The organism is Streptomyces ortus (assembly GCF_026341275.1).
GTDB lineage: Bacteria > Actinomycetota > Actinomycetes > Streptomycetales > Streptomycetaceae > Streptomyces > Streptomyces ortus.
This window is the reverse complement of record NZ_JAIFZO010000002.1, coordinates 6,459,262-6,485,130: the sequence shown is the minus strand read 5'-3', so window position 1 is coordinate 6,485,130 and position 25,869 is coordinate 6,459,262. Positions and strand designations below refer to the sequence as shown.

The window sequence follows — 25,869 nt, the reverse complement described above, 5'->3', positions numbered from 1 at the left end:
AGCGCCTTTCCTAAGGGGTTGTCGAAAGAGCGCGGTGCTCATAGCCTCCGGCCGTCGGGCGGAGGGTCGTCGAGTGGAGGGATCGAGGGGGAACGTTCTGGTGAAGCGCACATCACGTGACATCCGCACCGCGAACCGTTACGGGGTGCTGCGCCAGATCATCGCCCACTCCCCCACGTCCCGGCAGGAGCTGGCCGCCGCGACCGGACTGAGCATCGCCACGGTCGCCACGCTCGTCGGTGAACTGCTCGACCTGGGGATGCTCACCGAGGTCGGCTTCGAGGACTCCGCGGGCGGCCGGCCGCGCGGACTCGTCGCCGTCAACGCGTCCGGGGGCGCGCTGATCGGCGTCGACATCGCGGAGACGTACGTCCGTGTCGAGCTGTTCGACCTCGCGCTGGACGTGCTGGCCCGCGCCGACGAGGACATGCGTCCCGCCGAGATCCGCCCGGAGCAGGTCGTCGGGCATGTTGCCTCCGCCGTCGGCTCGGTGGTCGCGCAGGCCGGGATCGAGGGTGCGCGCGTCCTCGGGGTGGGCGTCAGCGTGCCGGGGCAGGTGGACCGCGAGGCCGGCGTCTGCGAGTACGCGCCGAACTGGGACTGGCACGACGTGCCGCTGCTCGACCTGCTCGCCGAGCACATCGCGTACCCCCTCTACCTGGACAATCCGCTGCGCGCCTGCGCGGTCGCCGAGTTGTGGTTCGGGGCCGCGCGCGGGCGCGGGGACGCCGTGGTGGTGAACCTCGGTACGGGGGTCGGCGCCGGGCTCGTCCTGGGCGGCGGACTGCACCGCGGGGTCGGCAACAGCGCGGGCGAGTGGGGCCACACCACTCTCGTCCTGGACGGGCGGCCGTGCCACTGCGGCAACCACGGGTGCGTGGAGACGTATGTCGGGGCGCCCGGGATCATGCTGAACCTGCGGGAGTCGAGCCCCGACAGCCCGCTGCTGCACCCCGAGGACCAGACGGCCACGATCGACGCGCTCGCCCGCGCGGTCGCCGACCGGGACCCGGTGGCCGTCGAGGTGGTCCGGGACACCGCGCGCTACCTCGGCGCCGCCATCGCCGACCTGGTGAATCTCCTCAACCCCGAGGTGGTCGTGCTCAGCAGCTGGGTGGCGGCCACGCTCGGCGAGCCGCTGCTCCTGGAGGTGCGCGACGCCGTGGCCCGGCGGGCGCTGAAACGGCCGCTGGCCGGCACCGAGATCGTCCTCTCCCCCATTCCCACGGACCCGGTCTGCCTGGGCGCGGCGACGTTCGCACTCGAAGGAACCCTCAACTCGACGGGTTCCAGGGGCTCCAGTGCCTCGAAGCCCGCGAAGTCGGCGAAGCCCGTGAAGCCCGTGAAGTCTCCGGAGCCCGCGGACGGCAGGCCCGGCGGCGCACGCCGCACCGCCCCCACGAGGAGCCGCACCGCACCGCCCGGATGAAGAGCGCCTTCGCTGTGACCGCGTACATCCGGTGACCGCGTACATCCGGTGATCGCGTACATCCGGTGATCGCGTACATCCGGTGACCGTGTGCGTCCGTTGATCGCGTACATCCGGTGGCCGTGTGCGTCTGCGACGACGGTACGAATTCGGTCCGGTCCGGACGGCGGGGACAGCGGGCCCGGAGCCATTGATGCATGGCCCGCACACCTTTGCGTCCGGCACTCCGGATGCCTCACAACGCTTCGAACAGGCTTCGTCCGACCCCTTGCCGAAGTATTAGCCGAAGGTTAACGTCCCGCACCTCGCAGCGATTTCGAGCCGCAGCCGTACGGGGATCACCGCCGGACAAGAGACAAGGACGTCGCCATGTCGGCATCGAGCAGCAGAAACTGGGATCGTCGTTCCGTACTGCGGGCCACCGCGGGCCTCGCCGCCCTCGGCCCGCTGGCCGCCTGCGGAGGCAACACCGGCCGTGAGGGCGGCGGGAGTTCGGGCAAGGGCCTCGTGCAGTACTTCCACGCGTACGGCGAGGCCGGTACGCAGGAGGCGATCAAGCGGTACGCCAAGGCCTACGACGAGGCCCGGGTGACCACCCAGTGGATCACCGGCACCAACTTCGAGAGCAAGCTGTTCTCGGCGCTGCTCACCGACAACGCTCCGGACGTCTTCGAGTTCCACCCCCAGCTCCAGCTGATCAAGAGCGGTCAGGTGGCGCCGCTGGACGACATCCTCGGCCCGGTCAAGGACGACTTCAATCCGGCGGACATCACGTCCCACACCGTCGACGGCAAGGTCTACGGCGTCCGGATGATCGACGACCCGCAGTTCTTCTTCTACCGCAAGTCACTGCTGGACAAGGCCGGCCTGAGGGTGCCGCAGACCCTCGAAGAGCTGGCCGAGGCGGCGGACAAGCTCACCACCGACAAGGTCAAGGGCCTCTTCCTCGGCAACAACATGGTGGCGACGAACTACGCCCTGGTCTGGGCGGCCGGCGCCGACCAGCTGAACGACAAGAACGAGATCGCGTACCACACCGACGACGTGGCCGCGGCGCTGAGGGTGTACCGCAGGATGTTCACCAGCGGGCATCTGCTCCTGGACGCGCCCGCCGACTACTGGGACCCCTCGGCCCTGGTCCAGGGGCTGACCGCCATCCAGTGGTGCGGCATGTGGGCCATGCCCGCGATGCAGAAGGCCCTCGGCGACGACCTCGGCATCTTCCCCTTCCCGTCAGCGGCCTCCGGCGCCAAACCCGCCGTGTACAACGGCGGTTGGTCGATGTTCGTCAACGCCAAGGGGAAGAACGTCGACCTGGCCAAGGAGTACGTGAAGTGGCTCTGGATCGACCAGAAGAAGTACCAGGAGGACTGGGCGCTCAGCTACGGCTTCCACATACCGCCGCGCACGTCGCTCGCCGCGTCCGCCACCAAGCTCAAGTCGGGGCTGCCCGCCGAGGGCGTCAAGCTCTTCACCGACTACGGCCGCTTCGACAACATCTCCTGGACCCAGGCGATGATCACGGCCCTTGAGGAAGTGATCGCCAACTCGGTGCGCAAGGGCATGGATCCGGAGAAGGCCCTCGACGCGGCGGACGTGAAGGTCGACCGCGAACTCAAGAAGCTGTTCGGATAGGCCGGTGGTCAACGGACAACGGGCAGGAGACAGGCAGCGCCATGTCGACCACGACGACGCGTGACACCACACGCCCCGCCCCGGCCGAGGTCACGAAGGCCCGCCCGCGACGGGGTGTGCGGGGCAGCACGCTCAACTTCTGGATCTTCACGGGCCCGTTCCTCATCGGCCTGGTGATCTTCGTCTACATCCCCATCGGGTGGAGCGTCTGGCTCAGCTTCTTCGAGGCGCGCTACACGGTCACCCCCGACAAGTTCATCGGCTTCGACAACTACGAACTGATGCTGACGAACGGCGACTTCACCGGCTCGCTCGTCACCTTCACCGTCTTCGCCGCGATCATCGTCCCGGTCACCTGGGCGCTGTCGCTGGGCCTGGCGCTGATGGTGCACCGGCTTCGCTTCATGAAGGCGTTCTTCCGGTCGGTCTTCTTCCTGCCGACGGCGTGCAGCTTCGTCGCCGCCTCGCTGATCTGGAAGATGTCCATCTTCAGCGGGGTCCGCTTCGGCATGATGAACACGGTCCTCGGCTGGTTCGGGGCCGAGAACATCGCCTGGCTCGCCGACCCCGACCCGCCCTGGTACTGGCTGGTCATCGTGAGTGTCCGCCTGTGGCTCCAGGCCGGCTTCTACATGATCCTGTTCCTGGCGGCCCTGCAGAACATCCCGCCCGTGCTGTACGAGGCCGCCGCGATCGACGGCGCCCGGCCCGGCTGGCAGACCTTCCGCCACATCACCCTGCCCCAGTTGCGGGCCACCTCGACGGCCGTGATCCTGCTGCTGCTCGTGGCCGCGTACCAGGCGTTCGACGAGTTCTTCAATCTGCTCGCCAAGACGACCTGGGGCCGCCCGCCGCTCGTCGAGCTGTACTACACGGCCCTGGGCGACGACCAGGACTACGGCGCCGGCAGCGCGGGCGCGGTCGTCCTGACCCTGCTGATCTGCATGGTGACCCTGCTCCAGGGCAGGTTCCTGGGCTTCGGAAAGGGGGACGAGTCCCGATGACACGCCTCGGCCCGCCCCGCGGCCGGCGCTGCGTGCTCGGCTCCGCGGGCCTCTACTTCGCCACCGCCGTCTGCGCCCTGCTCTTCCTCGTCCCCTTCTACCTGATCGTCCGCAACGCCCTGTCCACGGACGCCGAGATCACCGGCGAGAACTGGCAGTGGTTCCCCACCACCGTCCGGTGGGCCAACGTCACCGAGCTGTTCGAGGACGCGACGGTCCCGTTCGGCCGCTCCCTGGGCAACTCGGCCGTCGTCGGGATCCTGCACACCCTCGGCACCCTGCTGGTCTGCTCGCTGGCGGGCTACGGCCTCGCGCGGATCCCGTACCGGCACGCGAACAAGATCTTCTACGCTGTCCTGGTGACCCTCATGGTGCCGGCCGCCGTCACCTTCGTACCGAGCTTCGTGCTCGTCTCGTCGCTCGGCTGGGTGTCGAGTATGCAAGGTCTCATCGTGCCGGGCCTCTTCAGTGGTTTCACCTGCTTCCTCTTCCGGCAGTACTTCCTGGGGTTCCCCAGAGAGCTGGAGGAGGCGGCGCGCGTGGACGGGCTCGGGTACTGGGGCGCGTACTGGCGCATCGTGGTGCCCAACTCGCTGAACTTCTTCGCCGCGATCGCGACCATCACCTTCATCAGCGGCTGGAACGCCTTCCTGTGGCCCCTGGTCATCGGCCAGGACCAGGAGGCGTGGACCGTGCAGGTCGCGCTCTCCTCGTACATGACGAATCAGACCGTCAACTTCCATCTGATCTTCATGGCCACCGCAGTGTCCATCCTGCCCCTGGTGCTCGTGTTCCTGTTCCTCCAGCGCTGGCTGGTGCAGGGCGTCGCGCAGACCGGCATCAAGGGCTGACCTAGGAGAACGATGACAGTCCGCACCACCTCGTCCCCCTCCCCGTCCTCGTCCCCGCCCTCACCGTCCCGCGAGGTCTCGTACGTCGAGGACGTCTCGCCCGGGAGCGGCGCGCTGCCGCCCCGGGCGTGGTACGCGTCCTCCGACGCCGCCTCCCTCTCGCTGAACGGCAGGTGGCGTTTCCGGCTGTCCGCGACGGCCGACGCCGAGGACGACTCCTTCGCCGGGCAGGGGTACGACTCCGGGGACTGGGCGGAGGTGACGGTGCCCGGGCACTGGGTCCTCCAGGGCGACGGTGACCGGGACTTCGGCGCGCCGATCTACACCAACCACCTCTACCCCTTCCCGGTGGACCCGCCGCGGGTGCCGACGGAGAACCCGACGGGTGACCATCTGCGGTACTTCGACCTGCCGGACGACTGGCCCGATGTCTCGGACACGAAGGGGGCGGCCGGGGGCGCGGTCCTGCGGTTCGACGGGGTCGAGTCCTGCGCCCGGGTGTGGCTGAACGGCACGGACATCGGGGAGTTCAAGGGGTCCAGGCTGCCGCACGAGTTCGCGGTCGGACACCTGCTGAGGCCCGCCGGGAACGTGCTCGCCGTGCGGGTCCACCAGTGGTCGGCGGGCTCGTACCTGGAGGACCAGGACCAGTGGTGGCTGCCCGGCATCTTCCGGGACGTCACCCTGCTGCACCGGCCGGCGGGCAGCGCGCTCGACTTCTTCGTGCACTCGCCCTACGACCATCGCGCGGGCACCGGGACCCTGCGCGTGGACTCCGACGTCGACGGCCGGGTCGTCGTGCCGGGCCTGGACATCGATGTCGAGACCGGGCAGGCGATCACCGTGCCGGTGCGGCCGTGGACGGCGGAGACACCGCACTTGTACGACGCCACGCTGGTCACGCCCGGTGAGCGGATCCCGCTGCGGATCGGTTTCCGTACGGTGGCGCTGGAGGACGGCCGGATCAAGGTCAACGGCCGGCCGATCCTGTTCCGGGGTGTCAACCGGCACGAGTGGCACCCCGAGCACGGCCGCGCCCTCGACCTGGAGACCATGCGCGAGGACGTGCTGCTGATGAAGCGGCACAACGTGAACGCGGTGCGCACCTCGCACTACCCGCCCCATCCGGCGTTCCTCGACCTGTGCGACGAGTACGGGCTCTGGGTGATCGACGAGTGCGACCTGGAGACCCACGGGTTCACCGAACAGGCCTGGCGCGACAACCCGGTGGACGACGAGCGCTGGACCCCGGCGCTCCTGGACCGGGCGGCCCGGATGGTCGAGCGCGACAAGAACCACCCCTCGATCGTCATCTGGTCCCTGGGCAACGAGGCGGGCACCGGCCGCGGCCTCACCGCCATGGCCGAGTGGATCCGCGGCCGGGACGGCTCGCGGCTCATCCACTACGAGGGCGACTGGAACTGCCGTGACACGGACATGTACTCACGGATGTACGCGGACCACGAGGAGGTCGACCGGATCGGCAGGGGCCAGGACGGCGGCCCCCTCAAGCGGCGCGAACTCCCCTTCATCCAGTGCGAGTACGCCCACGCCATGGGCAACGGACCGGGCGGACTCGCCGACTACCAGCGGCTCTTCGAGACGCACGACCGCATCCAGGGCGGCTTCGTCTGGGAGTGGATCGACCACGGCATCAAGGACGAGTGGTACGGGTTCGCGTACGGCGGTGACTTCGGCGAGGAGCTGCACGACGGGAACTTCGTCTGCGACGGACTGGTCTTCCCCGACCGCACCCCCTCCCCCGGCCTCCTGGAGTACAAGAAGGTCGTCGAGCCGGTCCGCATGGAGGGTGACGGCGTCGAGGGCGTGGTCCGGATCACCAACCGGTACGACTTCGCGGACCTGTCGGCGCTGGCCGTCGAGTGGTCGTACGAGGTCGACGGCGAGGTGATGGGGACGGGCACCCTGGACATGCCCGCGCTCGCGCCGGGCGACTCCGCCGACGTGAAGCTGCCCGAGCCCCCGGTGGACGTGCGCGACACGGAGACCAGGTGGACGATCCGGGCGGTGCTCGCCGGGGACACGTCCTGGGGTCCGAAGGGGCATGTGGTGGCGTGGGTGCAACTGTGGAGGGTGTGGCGGCAGTCGACCGGTGTCACGGCCCGCAGCCGCCCCGCCCCCGACGGCCGGGGAGGCGTCAGGCTCGGACCGGCCGTGTTCTCCGCCCGCACGGGTGAGTTGACGACCGTCGGGGGGATCGGTGTCAGCGATCTGAAACTGGACGTGTGGCGGGCCCCGACCGACAACGACGAGGGCGCGCCCTGGCAGCCGGACACCCGGCTCGGCCCGCTCTGGCGCAAGCTCGGCCTGCACCGGATGCAACACCGCCTGGACACGGTGGAGTTGTCCGATGACGCCCTGACGGTACGCACCCGGGTGGCGCCGGCCGCCTCCGACCTGGCTCTGCGCACGGTCTACCGGTGGACCTCCGACGGTACGAGGCTGAAGCTGGCCGTGTCGGTGACGCCGGAGGGCGACTGGCGGGTACCGCTGCCGCGGCTCGGCGTCCGCCTGGGACTGACCGCCGCCGACCGGGTGAGGTGGCACGGCGGTGGCCCCGGTGAGGGCTACCCGGACACCAAGTCGGCCTCCATGCTGGCCCGTTGGGAGTCGACGGTGGACGGCCTGCAGACGCCGTACGTCCGCCCGCAGGAGAACGGCGCGCGGGCGGATGTCCGCTGGGTGGAGATCGGCCGGGGGCCGGACTTCCCGGCCCTGCGCGTCGAGGGCGGGGTGGCGTTCTGGTTCACGGCCCGCCGCTGGACGAGCGAGCAACTGGACGCGGCGAACCACCTGACGGACCTGACCCCGGGCGACACGGTGTGGGTCAACCTCGACCACGGCCAGCAGGGCATCGGCTCCCAGTCCTGCGGGCCGGGCCCGCTGCCGCAGTACCAACTACAAGTTCAGCCGGCCGAGTTCTCCTTCGTGTTCTCGAAGACCGACGACTGACGACTGACGACTGACGACCAATGGCTGTGACGTGACGACTGACGCCAGTCACGCGCCGCGGCCGTCCGGCTCTGGGCCGGACGGCCGCGGCCACAAGCGATGACCAGCGAGGTTTGACAGCTCCACGGACACACTTCATCATCACTCCACTAGTTCATTAGCTAAAGGGTGGTGCCGGAAGTTGGAGTTCCGTATCGACAGGCGGAGTGGGGTTGCCGCCTATCAGCAGATCGTGCAGCAAACCAAGCAGGCCCTGCGGCTCGGCGTACTCGTGCCCGGGGACCAGCTGCCGACGGCCAAGGAGGTCGCGGCGACCTCCGCGGTCAACCCGAACACGACGCTCAAGGCCTATCGCGAGCTGGACCGCGAGGGCCTGGTAGAGCTGCGGCCAGGCATGGGCACCTTCGTCCGCCTGTCACTGGCCCGGCCGCAGAGCGGGGCGAACTCCCCGCTGCGGGGCGAGTTGGAGGCGTGGATGGAACGGGCCCAGGAAGCAGGCCTGGAACAGGAGGACGTGTCCGCGCTGGTCACGTCGGTGATGGAAGAGCGGTACGCCACCACGAACAAGGCCGCCGCGGGGAACGGGGAACAGCAATGACGACGAGCAACGAGGCGGGCTACGGACCGGATCAATGGCCGGATCATGGGCCGGGCCACGACGGCCCGGCCGCCGAGTCCGCGATAGAGGCCCGCGGGGTCGGCCGCAGGTACCGGCGCGGCTGGGCGCTGCGGGACTGTTCCTTCCGGCTGCCCGCCGGGCGGATCTGCGGCCTGGTGGGACCCAACGGCGCCGGCAAGACCACACTGATGGCCGTCGCCGCCAATCTGCTGGAGCCGACGACCGGCACGCTACGGGTGTTCGGAGCCGCCCCGGAGTCCGCGGAGGCCGGCCGGCGTACCGCGTTCCTCGCCCAGGAGAAGCCGCTGTTCCGGCGCTTCACCGTCGCCGAGACCCTGCGGCTGGGCCGCGAACTGAATCCGGACTGGGACCAGCGGGCCGCCGAGGACATCGTACGGGCGGGCAATGTGCCCTTCCACGCGAGGATCGGCACCCTCTCCGGCGGCCAGCGCACCCGGGTGGCCTTCGCCGTCGCCTTCGGCAAGCGCCCCGACCTGCTGCTCCTCGACGAGCCGCTGTCCGACCTCGACCCGCTGGTGCGACACGAGATGATGAGCACCCTGCTGGCCCAGGTGGCCGAGCGGGGCACCACCGTGCTGATGTCCACCCATATGCTCGCCGAGCTGGAGAACACCTGCGACTACCTCCTGGCGATCGCCGACGGAGGGCTGCGCCTCGCCGGTGAGGTCGACGAGCTGCGCACCGCCCACGCCCTGCTCACCGGAGTCCAGTCCGACGGACAGGCGCCCCAGGAGGTCGCGCGCCACACCGTCATCGAAACCCGTGTCAGCGGACGGCAGTTCACCTCGCTGATCCGCCCCGACGGGCCCGTCAGCGGTCCCTGGCAGGCGAGCACCCCGAGCCTGGAGGAACTCCTGCTCTCGTATCTGCGCTCCCCCCAGGCACCACCCCTCATCAGTCCCAGCTCCTACGTCGGCCCGCAGGCGGTGGCGGCATGAGTGCGATGACCGACACCGGCAGCCCCCACGGCCAGGCACCCGCCGGCCCGTCCCGCACCGGCTCCGGCGCCGGCCGCGGCATCGGCCTTCGACTCCGCGGCATGAAATGGCTCATCTGGCGTCAGCACCGAGCCGCCTACTGGACCCTGCTGGCCACCACCCTCGTCGCCGTCGCCGTCATGGTCTACGAACGCGACCAGATGGTGACGTACTTGGAGGGCTACGGCTGGCCCCGGCTGAAGCCCGGCTGGGAGGAGCGGTTCGACAAGGTATCGCTCGGCCTCTTCGCGCAACTGATCGGGTTCACCCCGATAGTGATCGGTGTCTTCCTCGGCGCACCGCTGCTCGCCGGTGACCTGGAGAGCGGTACCGCCAAGTTGGTCACCACGCAGTCCGCCAGCCGTGTCCGCTGGCTCACCACCAAGCTCGGGATGACCGCGCTCGTGGTCGGGACGTCCACCGCGGCACTCTCCGCGGCGTTCACCTGGTGGTGGTCACCGGTCAAGTCGTCGTCGTCCGTCATGGACTGGTCCGACGGCACCGCCTTCGACAGCAGCGGACCCGTACCCGTGGGGCTCACCCTGCTCACGCTCATCGGTGGCGTGGCGATCGGCATGCTACTGCGCCGGACCCTGCTGTCCATGGTCGTCACCCTGGGCTTCGCCGTCGCCGTGCAAGTGGTCTGGTCGCGCTTCCGGATGTCTCTCGGCGACGCCGTCACCGTCAACACCGGCAAGGGCGTCGGGGACGACGCCTTCCCGAAGCTGCCCGACAGCGCCCACGTCCTGGACCAGTCCTACGTCACCTCGTCGGGCGACCACATCGGCTGGGGCAGTTGCTCGGAAGCGACGGAGAAAGCCACGAACGCCTGCCTGGACAAGGCACAGGTCGTCGGCTGGCACATCGAGTACATCCCGATCACCCAGATGTCGTCCATGCAGTGGCTCGGCACCTCGCTCCTGCTGGCGCTCACCGCCGGTGTCACGGCCTTCGTCGTCCTCTGGGGACGCAAGCGCGTCGTCTGACCGCACCACACCCTTCACATCCGGGCACGGCCGAGCGGCCGCACCGTCGCTCCGCCGTGCCCGAATGCTGCCCGAACAACCTACGGAAGGCCTGAGTTGAAACCGCACGAGAACGCCCGCCACCACTCCGGAAGAGCAGTCACCCTCGCCCCATTAGCGGCCGTACTGGCCGTGGCACTCGGCGCCGGACTGCTGGTGACCGGCACCGACGACGCGTCGGCCGCCGGAACCGAGAGCCTCGCCGCGGGCCCGGCGGGGCAGGCCGGAGCCCCCGCGAGGACGGTCACGCTCGTGACCGGGGACAAGGTGGTCCTGGACACCAAGGGCAAGGTCACCGGAGTGACCGCCGCCGAGGGACGCAAGGGGATGGCCTTCACCATCCGGCAGGACGCGCAGCATGCGTACGTGGTGCCCCATGACGCCGAAGCACTGATCGTGGACGGGACGGTGGACCGGCGGCTGTTCGACGTGACACGGCTGGTGAGTTCGCACTACGACGACGCCCGCCGCCCCGATCTGCCGCTGATCGTCACCTACGACAAGGGCAGGCCCGTCCCGGCGAGTACGTTCAGGAACTCGGGCGCCACGGTCCGCCGGGAGCTGCCGAGCATCAACGGCGACGCCGTACGCGCCCGCAAGTCCGAGGGCTCGGCCCTGTGGAAGACACTCACCGGCGGGGCCGGTGGCACCCGCACATCCGAGAAGGTCAAGAAGATCTGGCTGGACGACAAGGTCGAGGCGAGCCTGGACAGGAGCGTGCCGCAGATCGGCGCGCCCACCGCCTGGGCCGCGGGGTACGACGGCAAGGGAGTCAAGGTCGCCGTCCTCGACACCGGTGTCGACGCCACACACCCGGACCTGAAGGACCGTATCGACGCGGCGAAGAACTTCTCCGCCGCGACGGACACCGTCGACCGCGCAGGTCACGGCACCCATGTCGCATCGACGATCGCGGGCTCGGGAGCCGCGTCTCCCGCGGCGTCCGGCACGAAGTATCAGGGGGTGGCGCCCGGCGCCCGGCTCCTGGTCGGCAAGGTCCTGGACGACGAGGGCACCGGCGACAACTCCTCCGTCATCGCCGGGATGCAGTGGGCCGTCGAACAGGGCGCCGAAGTCGTCAACATGAGCCTCGGCGGCGATGACAGCGAAGGCATCGATCCTGTCGAGCAGGCGGTCAACGACCTGTCGGCCACTTCCGGCGCCCTGTTCGTCATAGCCGCCGGCAACGACGGTCCGAAGGAAGGCACCGTCGGCTCTCCCGGCAGCGCCGCCGCCGCGCTCACCGTCGGCGCCGTCGACCGCCAGGACGCCATCGCCGACTTCTCCAGCCGCGGCCCGACAGCGGACGGCTTCCTCAAGCCCGACATCACCGCGCCCGGCGTGGGCATCGTCGCCGCCAAGGCCGCCGAGGGATTCATGGGAGACCCTGCCGCCGACGGCTATGTCTCCCTGAGCGGTACGTCGATGGCGACCCCGCATGTCGCGGGCGCCGCCGCCGTCCTCGCCCAGGAGCATCCCGACTGGAACGGCAGCCGGATCAGGGCCGCCCTCACCGCCTCCGCGAAGCCTGCCGCTGGCACCTCCGCGTACACGCAGGGCACGGGCCGGGTGGACGTCGCCGAGGCGATCACCCAGCAGCTCACCAGCAGTCCCACCGCGCTGGGTTTCGGCACACAGACGTACCCGCACACCGATGACCAGCCGGTCACCAAGGAGGTCACCTACCGCAACGCGGGCACCGAACCCCTCACTTTCGACCTGGCCACCGAGGCGTACGGCAACGACGGCAAGCCCGCCGCCGAGGGCATGTTCACGGTCTCACCCCAGCGGCTCACCGTCCCGGCGGGCGGGGAGGCGACCGCCACCGTGACCGCCGACACCCGGGTGGGAACGGCCGAGGGCACCTTCGGAGGCTCGGTGACCGCGACCGCCGTCGGCGCGGGAGCCGACGGCACCACGGCGCGCACCTCCATCGGCGTCAACCGCGAGGTCGAGTCGTACGACCTGACCATCAAGCACCTCGACCTCAAGGGTCAGGCCGCCGGCCTCGGCTCGACCGACATCTACGGCGTGGACAACAAGATCTGGACCACCGTCTCCGACAAGAACGACGGCGAGGTCACCGTCCGCCTGCCGAAAGGCCGGTACAGCCTGCAGGGCGTGATCCCGGCCGGTGGCGACGTCGACAGCGGCGCGGTGCTGCTGCATCCGAAGTTCGCGCTGACCAAGGACACCGGCCTGGTCATGGACGCCCGTGAGACCAAGCCCGTCCGCATCACCGTGCCGGACAGCGCGGCGAAGCCGGCCGGCGCCATGGCCACCTTCTACATCGACATCAACAACAGGTCGTACACCACCATCTACGAGGTCGCGGGCTTCCAGGACCTCCGCGTCGGGCATCTCGGTGCCGCACTGCCGGCCACCGAGGGGCTCGCGATGTACTACGGCCTCTGGCAGCACGGCACCGACGTCTACCGGCCGGCCTGGAACCGGACCGGCGACCTGTCCGGCTTCACCCAGAACATCACGCGCTCACAGCTCAGCAAGGTCGACGTCGTCGTCGGGGCGCCCGCCGAGGGCAAGACGTCGCACATCAGCACGTCACCCCTGACGCCGAACGGTTTCTACAACATGTTCGCGATCGAGGGCGGCCTGCCGCGGACCGGCACCGACTACGTCCTCCCCAACAACGTCGAGTGGTTCTCCCAGGTCAGTCAGTACGGCGCCCCCGACGCCGACGGCGAGCCGACGTGGGAAGGTACGCAGGCCGGTGCACCCAGGACCTACGCCGCGGGCAAGGACTACACCGAGCGCTTCAATGTGGGCGTCTTCGGTCCCTCCCTCCCCTCCGGCCCACTCTCACCGGTCTCCGACCGCCCCGGAGCGGTCCGCGAGGGCGACACCTTCTCGGCGTACCTGCCGCTGTTCTCCGACGGTGACGGCAACCTGGGCAGGTCCGTCCACACCAAGGCCGAGAGCTCGCTCCATGCCGACGGCAAGAAGATCTTCGCCACCGACGAACCACTGGACGGCACCTCCCACACCCTCCCCGCCGGCCGGCACACCTACAAGCTCGCCGTCGACGTCTCCCGGTCCCCGGCCCAGTCCGCCGTCAGCACCCGGGTCGCGGCGACGTGGACGTTCGCCTCGGAGCACGTCTCCGGCGGGACCGCCGAACGCCTGCCGCTGACCGTCGTCCGCTTCACTCCCGACCTGTCGACGGCCAGTACCGTCAAGGCGGGGACGGCCCTCAAGGTGCCCTTCACCCTCCAGGGCGCGGCCACCAAGGTCAGCACCCTGCGTGAACTCGCCTTCGACGTCTCCTACGACGACGGCAGGACCTGGACCAGGACCCTGCCCGTGAAGGGCACGCACCTCAAGCTGCGCAGCCCCGCCACCCCCGGCCCGGTCTCCCTCCGAGCCACCCTCACCGACGCGGACGGCAACACCCTGGTCCAGACCGTCGACCGGGCCTACCGCACCGTCAAGTAGGGGGCGCCCTGCACCGGGCAGCCGGTCCACGGCCGGCGGCAGGGGCCTTCGGTCCCTCCGCGGTTCTCCCGGCGGCCTCGCCCATCCTTGGTGACGCGGTCCCCGCGGCCAAGCCTTTCAATCCACCTTGAAAGGCTTGGCGCAACCTACCGAGGTCGACGACGATCGGTGGAGCGGGAAGCCGCGTCACCACCGGACCGACTGCCTCGGCGGCCGACCCTGACATCTGTCAGTACTGGCCGCATCGGGTCCCTCGTACGTTGCGTGGTGAACACAGTCACTCACGAGGGGACCACCATTCATGCGCAGGATCGCCAGGGCCGCGGCAGCCGTTTCACTCGCACTCGGTGTGCTGACCACCGTCGGCTCGACCGCCGCCAACGCCGCTGCCCCAGCTGACAGTTACCACGGCTGCCAGGATGGTTACGTCTGTATCTACCCGGGCGCGGGCTGGAACAACGATCAGCCGTCGCACGTCTACTACAACTACGGGACCTACAACCTGAGCGGCATGTTCGGCACGTACCGCATCATGAACAACCAGACCGACGGCGCGAGCATGAGCACCTGCACCGGTTACGACGGCACGGGCTGCGAGGGAAACCTGCCGAGCGGCTGGTTCATCGACAAGGACATGACGCCGATCAACTCGATCACGCTCCAGCCGTAGGAGCCGAGTCGCGTCACGCGTAGACGACTCGGGCCGGGCCTCCACGGGGGAAGCCCGGCCCGAGTTCTTACGCCGTCGGGTACGCCGGCCTCAGTCGCCGAGAGCCCGCGCGGCCCGCATCCGGTTCGACCGGGGCGGCCCCGCGGGCAGCGGCAGTGCAGCCTCGGGTGCAGGGAGGGCGTTGAAGTTTGCCCGTGATCTTGGACACTCGATGGTTATGCCGCGAGGGTGTGTTGATGCCGTTGCCTGGTCTCGGCTGGGGTGAGATAGCCGAAGGTCTTGTGCTTGCGCAGGCGGCGGTTGTAGAAGGTCTCGATGAAGTTGAAGACCTCGGCGCGGGCGGTGGCCCGGTCGGGCCAGATTCGAGTGCCGATTTCCTCTTTGAGCAGGGCCCAGAAACTCTCCGCAGCGGCGTTGCCGAAGCATGATCCGGTGCGTCCGCAGCTCTGCCGCAGCCCCCACTCACCTATGTGGTAGCGGAATTGAGCCGAGGTGTACTCGGCGCTTCCACGATCACTGTGTATGACACAGCCGGGTTCCAGACCGGCCCGGCCGTGGGACATGTTGAGGGCATCCACGACGAGTTCGGCCCGGGGATGGTCGGCCATGGCGTAGCCGACAACCTCGCGGGTGGCCAGGTCCGGCCAGCAGGCGAGGTAGAGCCAGCCCTCGGCCGTCGGGAGGAAAGTGATGTCTCCGACCAGCTTCGTGCCGGGGATGTCGGCGTGGAAGTCGCGGCCGATCAGGTCGGGGGCCGGCCTGGCCTTCTTGTCCGGCCGCGTCAGCGACCGGCGCCGACGACGGCGGGCGCCCTGGATGCCGTGCTCACGCATCAGGCGGGCTACGCGCTTGTGGTTCACAGACCTTCCCGGACGCCGCGGTTCGGCATGGACGCGCGGGACGCCGTAGGTTCCACGGGAGGCGAGGTGGATGACGGTGATCTCGTGGGTCAAAGCCGCGTCGGCGGCCTGGCGGGCGGCGCGGGTCTTCTGCGCGGCGAGCCAGGCGTAGAAAGAGGAGCGGGCCACCTTCAGCAGCCTGCACAGGAAAGCGACGCCGTGGGTGGTCTTCTCCGCCTCGATGAACGCGTACCTCTCGTTCACCGATCGCTCTCTTTCGCGAAGAAGACCGCGGCTTTTCGCAGGACCTCGATCGTCTGTGCCTGCTCGGCGTTCTGCCTGCGCAGCCGCTTTAGCTCCTCGCGCTCAGCGCTCGTGAGCTCACCCGGAGCGCCTTCGCCCCGGTCAGTCTTGGCCTGGCGGTACCAGCCGCGCAGGGACTCCGAGCTGATGCCGAGTTCCCGGGCGACGGCGGTGACCGTCTTGCCCGAGGAGTCGACGAGCGCGATCGCGTCCCGTTTGAACTCTTCGGTGTACCGCTTCGTGTACTTGCTTCCCACCTGGTGCTACTTCCTCTGGAACCTCAAGATCCCAGTCTCCAGGTGTCCATGATCAAGGGGAAGGTTCACCACCAAGGGCGCCGAGACCACCACCGGCACCCTCGACCGCCGCCTCCGACTCCTCGCCGAACTCGCCGCCCACGACATCACCGACCACGCCCGCCGCATGATCCACACCGCCTGGCACCTCGCCACCCGCCCCCAGCACGCCCACCTCGGCCTGCGCCAATGGGCCCACATGCTCGGCTTCCGCGGCCACTTCTCCACCCCCGCCCACCTCCGAGCCGAACGCACCACCTGGCAAACCCGCCGACCCGACACCCAGACCCCAACCCCGGCACCGGCTGAGCCGCAGGCCGGTCAGACAGCCGGCAGTCCGGTCGGTGACCGCGCCGGACACCCCACCGACCCGGCCGCCGGTCACCGTCCCGGTCACCGCAACATCGCCGGTCAGCGCGTGGACTCGGACACGACGCTGGTCATCTCCCACTGGCAGTACGCCGGAACCGGCCTCCTGGCCGCGACGGGGCAGACCCGACCCGAGCAACCGACCCGAACCCGGCGCTCGAAGCGCTCCGGTGACCGCTCCGGCAACCGCACCGGTCACCCGGTCGGTCACTCCACTGATCGGCCGACCAGTGCTGTCCGGCCTGGGGCCGTCACGTGACCGCCGACACTGAACTCCTCACCGTCCCCCAGGTCATGGAACACCTCCAACTCGGCCGCACCGCCGTCTACGACCTCATCCGCACCCGGCAACTCGCCTTCATCACCCTCGGCCGCGCCCGCCGCATCCCCGCACACGCCCTCACCGACTTCATCCACACCCACCTCGACCAGGAAGCCGCATTACGACCACTCCCCGCGACAACCCCACATCCCGCCGCGCCCGTGCCAACGGCGACGGGACCGTCTACCAGCGCAAGGACCACCGCTGGGAAGCCGCCGGATACGTCCTCGCCCCCGGCAACATCCGCAAACGCGTCCGCGTCTACGGCAGCTCGCGCACGGAGGCGCTGGCCAAACTCACCGAGAAGATCGCCGCCAGCAACCGCGGACTCCCCGTCCCCACCGCGCAGGGCAGCCTGTCCGCGTACCTGACGTACTGGCTTGAGAACGTCGCCATCCACCAGCTCCGCGAGAACACCCACACCCGCTACACCGCCGTCGCCCGGCTCTACCTCATCCCCGGCCTCGGACGAAAGAAGCTCGCCAAGCTCACCGCCAAGGACATCCGCACCTGGCTCAACCAGCTCCGCACCACCTGCCAGTGCTGCACCCGCGGCCTCGACAGTGCCCGCGACCAGCCCGTCTGCTGCGCTGCGGGGAAGTGCTGCTCCAGGCGGCTCTCGCCGCTGACCTTGGCCTACGTCCACTCCGTGCTCAAGTCCGCCCTGGAGCACGCGGTGCGCGAGGAGGAGATCCCGCGCAACGTCGCCCGCAACGTCCGCACCGGCACACCCCGGCCCCGCCGCTTCGAACCCCTCACCGCCGAGGAAGCCCGCGAGTTCCTGGCCGCCGCCAACGGTCACCGGTTGCAGCCGCTGTTCGAACTCGCTCTGCACACCGGGCTCCGCAAGGGCGAACTCCTCGGCCTGCGCTGGGAAGACCTCGACCTTACCGGTGGCACCGCCAGCATCCGACACACCCTCCAACGCACCAATACCGCCGGCCTGACCGCCCTCCCGACCAAGACCCAGAACTCCGAACGACGCATCGCCCTGCCGACGCCATGCCTGCGCTCTCTCGAACAGCACCGCAACCGCCAGCGTCAGGAACGCGAAGCGGCGGGCGCGGGCTGGAAGGACAGCGGCTACGTCTTCACCCGACCCAACGGAGCCCCAATCAAGGAAGCCACCCTCACCCGGCACTTCAACACCCTGCTCCGTCAGGCCAGGCTCCGCCGCATCCGATTCCACGACCTCCGCCACTCGGCGGCGACCCTCCTCCTGGAGCAGGGAGTGGAACTCGTCGTGATCAAGGAGCTGTTGGGGCACGCCCACATCGGCGTCACCGCCACCGTCGACGCCCACGTCCGGCTCCGCCTCCAGCGCGACGCCATCGACCTCCTCGGCAACGCGCTACGCGATCCCGCCGAGATCACAGGCGAGCCCGAAGATGGCGACGTCCAGCCACCTTGTGCAGCGCTCATCCGCTGACGTTGCCGTCAACTACTGCCGTCAAACGTCAGGAAGTCCCACCGGATAACGCTCCGGTGGGACTTCCTGACGTTTGACGCATTTCGCGATTTAATTCGCCACCCCAAGAAGCAAAGTCAACACGCCGATGTGATGGAGCGCATATAAAACGCCAGACTAAGATCGCACCTCGATGGTGATCACCGCGATATCCGGAAGGGCACTAGGCGGCTCATCCCCATACCAGGCATATTCGATTGCCGAGAGATATCCATCGGTGGCCCAGAGAAGTATCTCCCCGAACAGCGAACCCGATTCGTCCATAACTGTTGCGTCCACCGGAATAACGCCCGAAACTCCCGGCGACCGAGGAGATCCTTCCAGCACCAGCAGGTCGACGCTCGGAGAATCTACTCCCCATTTTGCAACCACCTGCACGAAGTCAACTTGAGCCCGCAGTTCAGCTGCGCCAGGGAATTCCTTGGCGAGGATCAGCTCAACTACGGCTCTCTCACCTGAGCTCATGGGGCGAGGGGTGATCGCAACGGACACGGAAGGACCTTCCGGGTAGTCGCCTTTCGGGGCGATCGTAGCAAGTACTCTTTTACTTCACGGCCATCCGTGGAGTATCTCGAAGGGATTCTCCTAGCCGGGGAACTTTCCAGGAATGAAAGCTGTACCGAGCCTGGGGACTCCGTTCACTACGGCTCCTCGAATCGTTACCGTCTCCCCCGCGATTTCTCGGTTCACCTCATACCTTCCCGCAGCCGGAAAATCCGTAGCGCCATGAAGGCTATCCATGATCGAACGAAGGGCTTCTTCTCGACCTCCGGTCCTGGCCACTAGATCACCAAACCCATGTTTGGCCGGGTCAATCACGTGCTCAAGATTCGCTGGCGTATTCCATGTCGCCCACGCCTGATCCAGGGTTTCCGCCGTCAGACCGCAGGCAGGTCCCGTGTTGTGAACGAGAACCGGCGTGGCGCCCGCGAGTACATAGTACGTGTGAACCTCATTGATCGTGAGGTCGTAGGTGCGCTGCCGCTCGGCGTACGCGCGAGTGTCTTGCACCGTCGCCTTCGATCCATCCGCCGTACGGATGGCCATCCCTGCTCTGAGATCGCCGGCATCCACCCATGCGTCTTCGGAGTCCGACCAGAAGGGATGAGTCGAGGTGCTGATCAGAGAGTTGGTGCCGCCGTCCGTGGCTATGGAGAGGTCGACGAAGTGCTTGTCGTCCTCCGTGACGATCGTCGCGACGACTTCCTTGACGGTGGTCTCGTTGGTGCGAGGATCCGTGACAGTGACCTTGTCGCCGATCTTCACATCTTCGATGGGTCTGCTGGTGCCATCAGCCAAGAGGACGTGCGTACCAGCGGTGAAGCTGTGCGCCGCGCCGACAAGGCACCCAATAGGAATATTGTCACCGCGCTTGATGGCCGCTTTGAAGACCTTGAAACCAATCTTCGCAAGCTTTCCTACAGCCAGCGTCGCGCCGCTTATCGCAGCGTCCGTCGCGGCATCCTTGCAACCCTTTCCCTTGTAGCAGTCGACGTAGCTACGAACTCCGAGCACTTCGAGGACATCCACACTGGCCGGGCCGCCGAACCAGCCAAGTTCGCCAACAGCGTGACAGAAATCATTGGAATTCAGGACGCCTGTGCATTTACTGCGCGCCCAGTTCTCCAGGTTGTGCTGATAGTCGGTGTTCTCGTGGTAGTACGGGAACGTCGCGGCTAGTTCTTCTTGCGTCGGTACATAGACGCCCTGAATAGTGATCGAAGATCCGTAAGGCTTGATCGTCACCGGCCCCAACGCTTCACCGCCTCGCAGGGCGTTTCCGGAAGGAGGGGCGTAAATATTTCCGCCGCCGGTAGGACGTCCATCTATGGACAGGCTCCCGTCGCCGTGCGTCTGGACGCCAGTTCCGCACCCTTCGGAGAATCCGGATCCGCATGCGAGACCAAGGCCTGTGGCATCGGAGAAGAAGAGTGGATTTTGCGCTCCGTAGGTGTACCCATTGAGAGTTTGCGGTTTGTCCGTCTCAAGGAGCGGGTCCACGCTGAGGAAACGCCCTGTGTCAGGATCGTATTCGCGGGCCCCGAGGTGGGTAAGGCCGGTGGATTTGGTGTCGTTGGTACCTCCGACGAAGCCCTTGGTGCCAGGCCAGTCAGTGACTTCTCCGCCTCGTGTGCCGCCGAAGGGCAGAGTGCGTTGTTGGCTCAGTTTCTGGCTGGCCGCTTCGACAGCGAGCTGGGCCGTACCGTGATAGTCGGCGAGGGTGAAGGAGACGGAGCCGTCGTCCTTCTGAACGGCTTGGTGGCCGCCACCAAGGTCGAAGTAGCGAGTGGCTGTGGGCGTCGTGGAACCCTTGGACAAGGTGATTTCGGTACTGCCGAGATAGAGGGTGGTCTCGGTCGGGGTGCGGCCGATGAGGCGGTTGCCATCGGTGTCGTACAGATACTCGGTGACCTGATCGGCTCCGCCCTCGACGGGCTCGGTCACCTTGGCGAGACTGCCTTCCTCGTTCCAGGTCAGGCTCTGCTTGTCGCCGCTCTGTGTGCGGGCCGTGGTGTTCCCCGCGGCGTCGTAGGCGTAGGAGTCCTTCGCAGTTCCGGTTGGACCCGTACTTGTGATCGAGGACAATGCATGCGCCTGCGCCGTGCCGGGGTCGGGATAGTCGTATTCCCGCTTGGTGTCCTTGGCAGCGTTACCTGCGGAGTCGTGAAGTGTTTCTGTGAGGCGCTGGCCCGTCTTGCCGTAGGTATAGGAGGTCCAATACGGAGCCGGCCCTCCCAGCGTGCTTCCACCGGGCGCTTCGGCACAGCTCACCTCGTCCTGGGTCCAGGCTTCACTCAGACGGCGCAAGGGGTCATAGGTGAAGCACTGGGTGTCGGTGCCGGAGCGGGAGACATCGGAAACCGCCAGGATGTTACCGGCCTCGTCATAGCGGTAGGTACTGGACTGATCGACGCCAGCCACGTCCTGGCGGCTGACAGTCGAAGTGGCCAACCGCTGAGTTCCCTTTTCATAAGTGTTGACCGCTGTAACTGTTTTACCGCCGCTGTTCGACAGCTCATACTTCAACGGTCTGCCGGTCCAACCGTAGGTGGTACTGGCTTTGACTCCCTGGCCGCTCGTGACGACCGTCGGCCGCAGAGTCTCGTCTTCATACGTGTATGTCAGCGTTGTCGCGGCCAGAGACCCCGCCTTGGGGTATCCCACGGTCTTCAACAAGCCGGAAACGTCGTACGCGTTGGTCGAGATGTATGTACCCTGCAGCCCTCCTTCCGTGGCAGGGATCGTGACGGAGGTGCGCAGCGGACGGTATAGGCGGTCGTATGCGACAACTTCAGCGGTGTACGCGTTGGAGCCGTCGTAACGGATGGTCTTGGCGAGATGACCCTTGGCGCCGGAGACGGTGTCGTAGACCCACGCGGACCGCAGCGGACCTGAGGGCGAGTCCTTGCGTACCTCGGTCTGGCGGCCCAGCCCGTCGTAGCTGTAGGCCAGAGTGATGTTGCGCTCGTCGGTGGATGATGTCAGTTGGCCCCGGTCGTCGTAAACGCTCCTGGATGTGCCGGCGTCGGGGTCGTGTGCCGCGGTCTGCTGTCCAAGCAGGTCGTACTCGTAGTTCCAGCTGTTGCCTTCTGCGTCGGTGACCCTGTCCAGCTCGCCGCGCGGCGTGTATTTGTACGTGGTCGTGTCGTAGGCGGCGTCGACGCTGCGGGCGTGGTGCTGGCGTACTTCGGTGTTCTGGCCGCGGGAGTCGGTGAGGGTGGTCACGGCGGTGCCACCGACGGGCGGTATGACCGTCGTGCGGTCGCCGCCGTAGATGGTCTTGGTGGTGTTCAAGACAGTGCCGCCACCGCCGCTTCCGGCGACCTCACGCGCCTCGGTCTGACGGCCGAGCCCGTCGTAGCTGTAGTGAATCTGCGTTTCGACGCTCAACGCATCATTAGGTTTGAACAGGTCGACGGACGGCGCCTTCTCGATGAAGTAAGTGGCGAACTCCGCGCCTGCGAGACCTCGTTCGTCGTAGAAGGTGTCGGTTACCAGCCCGCCGCCGTCGGGGCCTGCTTCCTGAGTCTGGCGGGGACGCAGGAACCCGTCATAAAGAAGGTACGAGGTGCGCTGGGCACCGTTGTTCCCCAGGGTCTTGGTGCCGACTGCGACGGGTTGGCTGTCGGTGACCGTGTAGGTGAACTCGTAGGACGGTGTCTGGCCGGTGAGGCGGTCGGCCAGCCAGACCTTGGCCGAGCGGCCCAGCGCGTCATAGACAAATGTGGTGACCTTGCCGTTGGTGTCGGTCTGGGTCAGCGGCAGGCCGCGGCGGATGTCGTGGGTGGTGATGGAAGTCTGCGCAGTGGACGCGTCGCCCGTCTTCACCGGCGGCGTGGTGACCTTGGTGGTGGTCGCAAAACCGGTGGCGGGAGTTCGTTCGGTTTTGGTCGTGCGGCCGTCCGTACGCGCGGTGCGCGTGAGTGCACCTGCCGCGGTGACCTTCACGTCGGCTGTGAGATCGGTAGTGGTGAGTTGGCGGCCGTAGTCGTCGAAGGTGGCCCCGGACTCCACATAGAGGGCGTTGGAGCCGTCGTACTTCCTCAGCAGCGCACTGTTGGTCGCGTCACCCTTGGTAGGGGCGGCTTCGTAAGCTGCGCCGTCGTAAGCCGATCGCACATCGGACAGCACGTCGCCGGGTCGGCCGGCAGCGACGTCACACGCCTTGCCGACCGTCTCGACGCGAGAGGGAAGCATCAGAATGTTGCTGCTGGTGTTGGTCGCGTAGGTAGTGCGAGTGCATCGGTTGTCGTCGGCTGTGCTGTTGTCGCCGAAGTCGTCGACGTTGGTGAGACGGCCGGCCACCGTGTCGTACGTATTGGCCGTGGAAGTGACACGCCACTTCGTACCGACGCCGTCGTCCAGCGAGGTGAAGGTCTTGCTGTGGGAAGTGCCGGTGAAGTTTGCAGTCACCGTCCCCCAGTCGCGAGTCTTCTTCGCGGTTTCGTGGTGCCAGGGACGGTTGATGGTCTTGGTCAGCACTTTTCCGTTGGGACCGGAATAGCTGACCGTCTTGTAACTGAAGCCGGCGGTTGAGGCGTGGTCGGTGATGGGGTCACCCTCGCCCTCACCCAATGTGACGGTCACGTCCCTGGTACCGCCGGACGCAGCCTTACGGTCGGCGTCCATGCCTCGCAGGAAGTAGGTGTCGGCCTGCGTTTCCATGGCGGATGGGCCGCCCAGTCCACCGGTCTGCACACGTACGTGACCGTAGCCACGCCACTGTGACCAGGTCTTGAACTTCTCCTTGGTCAGGCCGTCGTCATCGTCGTAATGCCAGGCCGCGTCGCCCATGTAGTCGTAACTGGTGACTTCGTCGGGGGCGCCGCCGGTGCGGTCTATCGAGTTCACCGAGGTGACCACGTATTTGTTGAACCAATGACGTTCAGGGTCGTCCGTGGAGCTGCCTCCGATGTACTGGGGGAAACAGCGGGTGGCGTTCGTCGCCGGTGAGGGCAGCGCGCCCGATTTGCACGCTGCGGCGGAATAGTCGACCTCGACTTGCCCACCGTACTCGTCTGCGATGGCGGACAGTCTGTCCTTGATGAAGGGAGCGTAGCCGTCGCCGGTTTCGTCGAGGCGATTGGCCAGTTGCTCGTAGGCGAAGGTGGTTTTCGGCTGTGTGATGGCGGTGTCGGCCGTATGCCCGGTGTGCTGCACGGAGTCGAGCAGGAGCTGGTAGTCGATGTCGGCCATGCCCCAGCGGTGGGTCAGTTTCCAGGAGTCGACATTCTTGTAGGCACTGCCGTCGTAGACCTGGGTGGTGACGCCTGTCAACCGCTTGCATGTGAAAAAGGCCGGGGAGAAACGGCCCTGGTCACAGTCCTCCGCACTGTCACAGTTGAGATCCCAAGGGGTGTCGTACCAGTGAGCGGCATCGGTATCGATGGACGAGCAGGTGGTGGCGGTATTGGGCAGGCAACGCTCGCTGTCGGTGAAGTCCACTTTGCCCAGAGCCTTGGAGCTGTACATGGAGGACGGCTTCAGGCCGTACTCGATGCGGTCGAGGGTTCCGCCACGGACGTATCGGGTGTTGTCGCTCTCTTCCAGATTGCGACCGTAGGAGTTGCTTTCCTTGTCGTAGTAGTAGGCGAGAGCATTGCCCCGCACATCGACGACGTAGTCGAGGTTCCACCGCCACGCCTGGTTGCACCAGGAACCGGCGAACGTCGACTCGTGACACGGTTCTCCGGAGTCGTCACCGAACACCGGAAGCGTCCAGGTGGAGTCCGTGGTCTCCTTGCCGTCCGACCAACCGGGCAACCGGTTGTAACCGAAGAAGTACTGCGTGCCGTCCGGAGTGGTCACTCGCCAGTGTTCACCCTCGTTGTCGCCGTTACCGCGCTCGCTCGACTCCAGACGGTCGATCTTCGTTCCGTCATCGCTCTGCAGTTTCCAGGATCCCTTGCCGTTGGGGACGAGTTCGCCTCCCTTGCCGTTGAAGGAGATGAACGCGTTGTCGTAGCCCCAGCAGACGTCTCCTGGTGTGTTGCCGTCGGCATTCTTCACGTCATCGTCGGCACAGGACTTATAGCGTCGTTCGATGTATCCGGGGGACAGGTCGAACCCGTCGCCCACCCAGGACGCCTGGTTGTTGGTGTTCCCCGTGCGTCCGTCGATCGAGCCCGAGGCATAGGAAAGCCCGACGTTGGGCTTCAACCCTCCGGGGACCTCGGGAACTGGCATGGCGTAGGCCCAGCTGAAGTCGCCGGTGTTGAGATTCGTGCTCCACGTCGATGACGGCGAGAGCGAAGTGGCTTTGTAATCGCCGCCCATGCCCTGCTCGTTCGCCACGGCTGCCAACACAGTCGGAGCATTACCGCTCAGGGCCACGTCCTGCGCGGTGAGTGTCTCCTTCTCACTGTCGTTGACTGTGGCCAGTGGTTCGACAGCGCGGCACTGCTCCTTTCCCGGGGTGGTGAGGGCACACGCGGGCAGCTCTACGAAGGTGAGGCGCGAGGCGTAACCACCGCCGTAGGCGTCGGCGAAGGCGGAGTAGTCAACCGTGGCTCGCACACGGCCGGCGTCGATCCTCGCGGTGCTTTTGCCACCGGGCTTGGAGGCTATGCCTTCTTCGCTCTTGGGTCGCAGGCTCAGCAGTACTCCGTCGACGCCGGCCGCGACAGCGGCCTTGCGGCTCATGACACGTGCCTCAACGGCACCATGCGCCGGCTTCCTGCTTGGCCCGCCCTGGGTGTCAAGAATCACAGGCAGTCCCTGGGCGCGCACTGACTCGCCGGCTGTGCCCTTCGTGCCGGCTTTCCGCAGGTCGACCACTGCCTTCGCGGCCTTCGGCCAGGCTGCTTCAGGCGCACGCAATGGAGTACGCGGCCCTTTGGTGACCTTGCGCGGCTTCACCTTGCCGGTGGTTCCCGGCACCGGCTTGTCGGACGCCGGTAGCTCTGGGAACTGCTTGATGTCGGCGGCGGTGGCGATCGGTACACCCGCTGCTTGCAAAAGCGTGCCAACCATGACCACCGCTGAGGCCAGAGCGACGCGCCGCCGCAGCCTTCTGAGCCGCTTGCTCGATCTGCCGTTCATCTTGTCCTTCGCCCTGAGGGGTGTCCCACCCAATGCAATGTGCACAGGCGGAAGCAGAGATGGAGTAACAAGC

General features: G+C 67.3%; 15 protein-coding genes and 2 pseudogenes. 13 read left to right on the top strand and 4 right to left on the bottom strand.

Going from position 1 to position 25,869, the window contains the following annotated elements:
* Positions 1–100: 100 nt before the first annotated feature.
* From K3769_RS31720 to K3769_RS31675, 10 genes are all read left to right on the top strand, one after another.
* Complete coding sequence (locus K3769_RS31720) at positions 101–1,429, top strand: ROK family transcriptional regulator (RefSeq protein ID WP_267029685.1); 1,329 nt, start codon at positions 101–103, stop codon at positions 1,427–1,429.
* A gap of 369 nt (positions 1,430–1,798) precedes the next feature.
* Positions 1,799–3,064 (top strand): ABC transporter substrate-binding protein, encoded by a 1,266-nt coding sequence (locus K3769_RS31715; protein ID WP_267029684.1) that lies wholly within the window; start codon positions 1,799–1,801, stop codon positions 3,062–3,064.
* Positions 3,065–3,105: 41 nt separating this feature from the next.
* Positions 3,106–4,068, top strand: coding sequence for a carbohydrate ABC transporter permease (locus K3769_RS31710; protein ID WP_267029683.1), 963 nt, complete (start codon positions 3,106–3,108; stop codon positions 4,066–4,068).
* On the top strand, positions 4,065–4,919 hold the full coding sequence (locus K3769_RS31705; RefSeq protein ID WP_267029682.1) for a carbohydrate ABC transporter permease: 855 nt from the start codon (positions 4,065–4,067) through the stop codon (positions 4,917–4,919). The genes K3769_RS31710 and K3769_RS31705 overlap by 4 nt, the downstream gene beginning before the upstream one ends.
* A gap of 12 nt (positions 4,920–4,931) precedes the next feature.
* Positions 4,932–7,892 carry a glycoside hydrolase family 2 TIM barrel-domain containing protein gene (locus K3769_RS31700; RefSeq protein WP_267029681.1) on the top strand — a complete coding sequence of 987 codons (2,961 nt, stop codon included), beginning with the start codon at positions 4,932–4,934 and terminating at the stop codon, positions 7,890–7,892.
* A gap of 181 nt (positions 7,893–8,073) precedes the next feature.
* Positions 8,074–8,490 (top strand): GntR family transcriptional regulator, encoded by a 417-nt coding sequence (locus K3769_RS31695; RefSeq protein ID WP_267029680.1) that lies wholly within the window; start codon positions 8,074–8,076, stop codon positions 8,488–8,490.
* Positions 8,487–9,470 (top strand): ATP-binding cassette domain-containing protein, encoded by a 984-nt coding sequence (locus tag K3769_RS31690; RefSeq protein WP_267029679.1) that lies wholly within the window; start codon positions 8,487–8,489, stop codon positions 9,468–9,470. The genes K3769_RS31695 and K3769_RS31690 overlap by 4 nt, the downstream gene beginning before the upstream one ends.
* Entirely contained in the window at positions 9,467–10,495 is a 1,029-nt protein-coding gene (locus tag K3769_RS31685) for an ABC-2 membrane transporter-related protein (RefSeq protein WP_267029678.1), read from the top strand. Before K3769_RS31690 ends, K3769_RS31685 begins: the two co-directional genes overlap by 4 nt.
* A gap of 171 nt (positions 10,496–10,666) precedes the next feature.
* On the top strand, positions 10,667–13,987 hold the full coding sequence (locus K3769_RS31680; protein ID WP_267029677.1) for a S8 family peptidase: 3,321 nt from the start codon (positions 10,667–10,669) through the stop codon (positions 13,985–13,987).
* Between the two features lie 301 nt (positions 13,988–14,288).
* Positions 14,289–14,657 carry a hypothetical protein gene (locus tag K3769_RS31675; RefSeq protein ID WP_267029676.1) on the top strand — a complete coding sequence of 123 codons (369 nt, stop codon included), beginning with the start codon at positions 14,289–14,291 and terminating at the stop codon, positions 14,655–14,657.
* Between the two features lie 215 nt (positions 14,658–14,872).
* On the opposite strand, the gene K3769_RS31670 is transcribed toward K3769_RS31675, so the two are convergent.
* Both K3769_RS31670 and K3769_RS31665 read right to left on the bottom strand, forming a co-directional pair.
* The gene (locus K3769_RS31670) at positions 14,873–15,760 is read right to left on the bottom strand and encodes an IS3 family transposase (protein ID WP_267029675.1); all 888 of its coding nucleotides are present in this window, start codon (positions 15,758–15,760) and stop codon (positions 14,873–14,875) included.
* A complete protein-coding gene (locus K3769_RS31665) occupies positions 15,757–16,056 on the bottom strand; it encodes a transposase (RefSeq protein WP_267029674.1) in 300 nt (99 codons plus the stop codon). The genes K3769_RS31670 and K3769_RS31665 overlap by 4 nt, the downstream gene beginning before the upstream one ends.
* 76 nt (positions 16,057–16,132) lie before the next feature.
* Between K3769_RS31665 and K3769_RS31660 the strand changes: the two are divergent.
* The 3 genes and pseudogenes from K3769_RS31660 to K3769_RS31650 all read left to right on the top strand — a co-directional run.
* Positions 16,133–16,723: pseudogene (locus K3769_RS31660) on the top strand (replication initiator); the annotation flags it as partial.
* Positions 16,720–16,905, top strand: a pseudogene (locus K3769_RS31655) (helix-turn-helix domain-containing protein); the annotation flags it as partial. The pseudogenes K3769_RS31660 and K3769_RS31655, both read left to right, overlap by 4 nt.
* Positions 16,905–18,215, top strand: coding sequence for a tyrosine-type recombinase/integrase (locus tag K3769_RS31650; protein ID WP_267031617.1), 1,311 nt, complete (start codon positions 16,905–16,907; stop codon positions 18,213–18,215). The pseudogene K3769_RS31655 and the gene K3769_RS31650, both read left to right, overlap by 1 nt.
* Positions 18,216–18,371: 156 nt before the next feature.
* Here K3769_RS31650 and K3769_RS31645 read toward each other — a convergent pair whose 3' ends face one another.
* Both K3769_RS31645 and K3769_RS31640 read right to left on the bottom strand, forming a co-directional pair.
* On the bottom strand, positions 18,372–18,746 hold the full coding sequence (locus tag K3769_RS31645) for a hypothetical protein (RefSeq protein WP_267029673.1): 375 nt from the start codon (positions 18,744–18,746) through the stop codon (positions 18,372–18,374).
* Positions 18,747–18,839: 93 nt separating this feature from the next.
* Positions 18,840–25,796 carry a polymorphic toxin-type HINT domain-containing protein gene (locus K3769_RS31640; protein WP_267029672.1) on the bottom strand — a complete coding sequence of 2,319 codons (6,957 nt, stop codon included), beginning with the start codon at positions 25,794–25,796 and terminating at the stop codon, positions 18,840–18,842.
* Positions 25,797–25,869: the final 73 nt, after the last annotated feature.

Excerpts from the sequence above, each read along its gene's own strand:
- K3769_RS31710 (WP_267029683.1), top strand. The coding sequence starts at position 3,106 with ATGTCGACCACGACGACGCGTGACACCACACGCCCCGCCCCGGCCGAG.
- K3769_RS31715 (WP_267029684.1), top strand. The coding sequence starts at position 1,799 with ATGTCGGCATCGAGCAGCAGAAACTGGGATCGTCGTTCCGTACTGCGG.
- K3769_RS31690 (WP_267029679.1), top strand. The coding sequence starts at position 8,487 with ATGACGACGAGCAACGAGGCGGGCTACGGACCGGATCAATGGCCGGAT.
- K3769_RS31685 (WP_267029678.1), top strand. The coding sequence starts at position 9,467 with ATGAGTGCGATGACCGACACCGGCAGCCCCCACGGCCAGGCACCCGCC.
- K3769_RS31700 (WP_267029681.1), top strand. The coding sequence starts at position 4,932 with ATGACAGTCCGCACCACCTCGTCCCCCTCCCCGTCCTCGTCCCCGCCC.
- K3769_RS31640 (WP_267029672.1), bottom strand. The coding sequence starts at position 25,796 with ATGAACGGCAGATCGAGCAAGCGGCTCAGAAGGCTGCGGCGGCGCGTC.
- K3769_RS31705 (WP_267029682.1), top strand. The coding sequence starts at position 4,065 with ATGACACGCCTCGGCCCGCCCCGCGGCCGGCGCTGCGTGCTCGGCTCC.
- K3769_RS31675 (WP_267029676.1), top strand. The coding sequence starts at position 14,289 with ATGCGCAGGATCGCCAGGGCCGCGGCAGCCGTTTCACTCGCACTCGGT.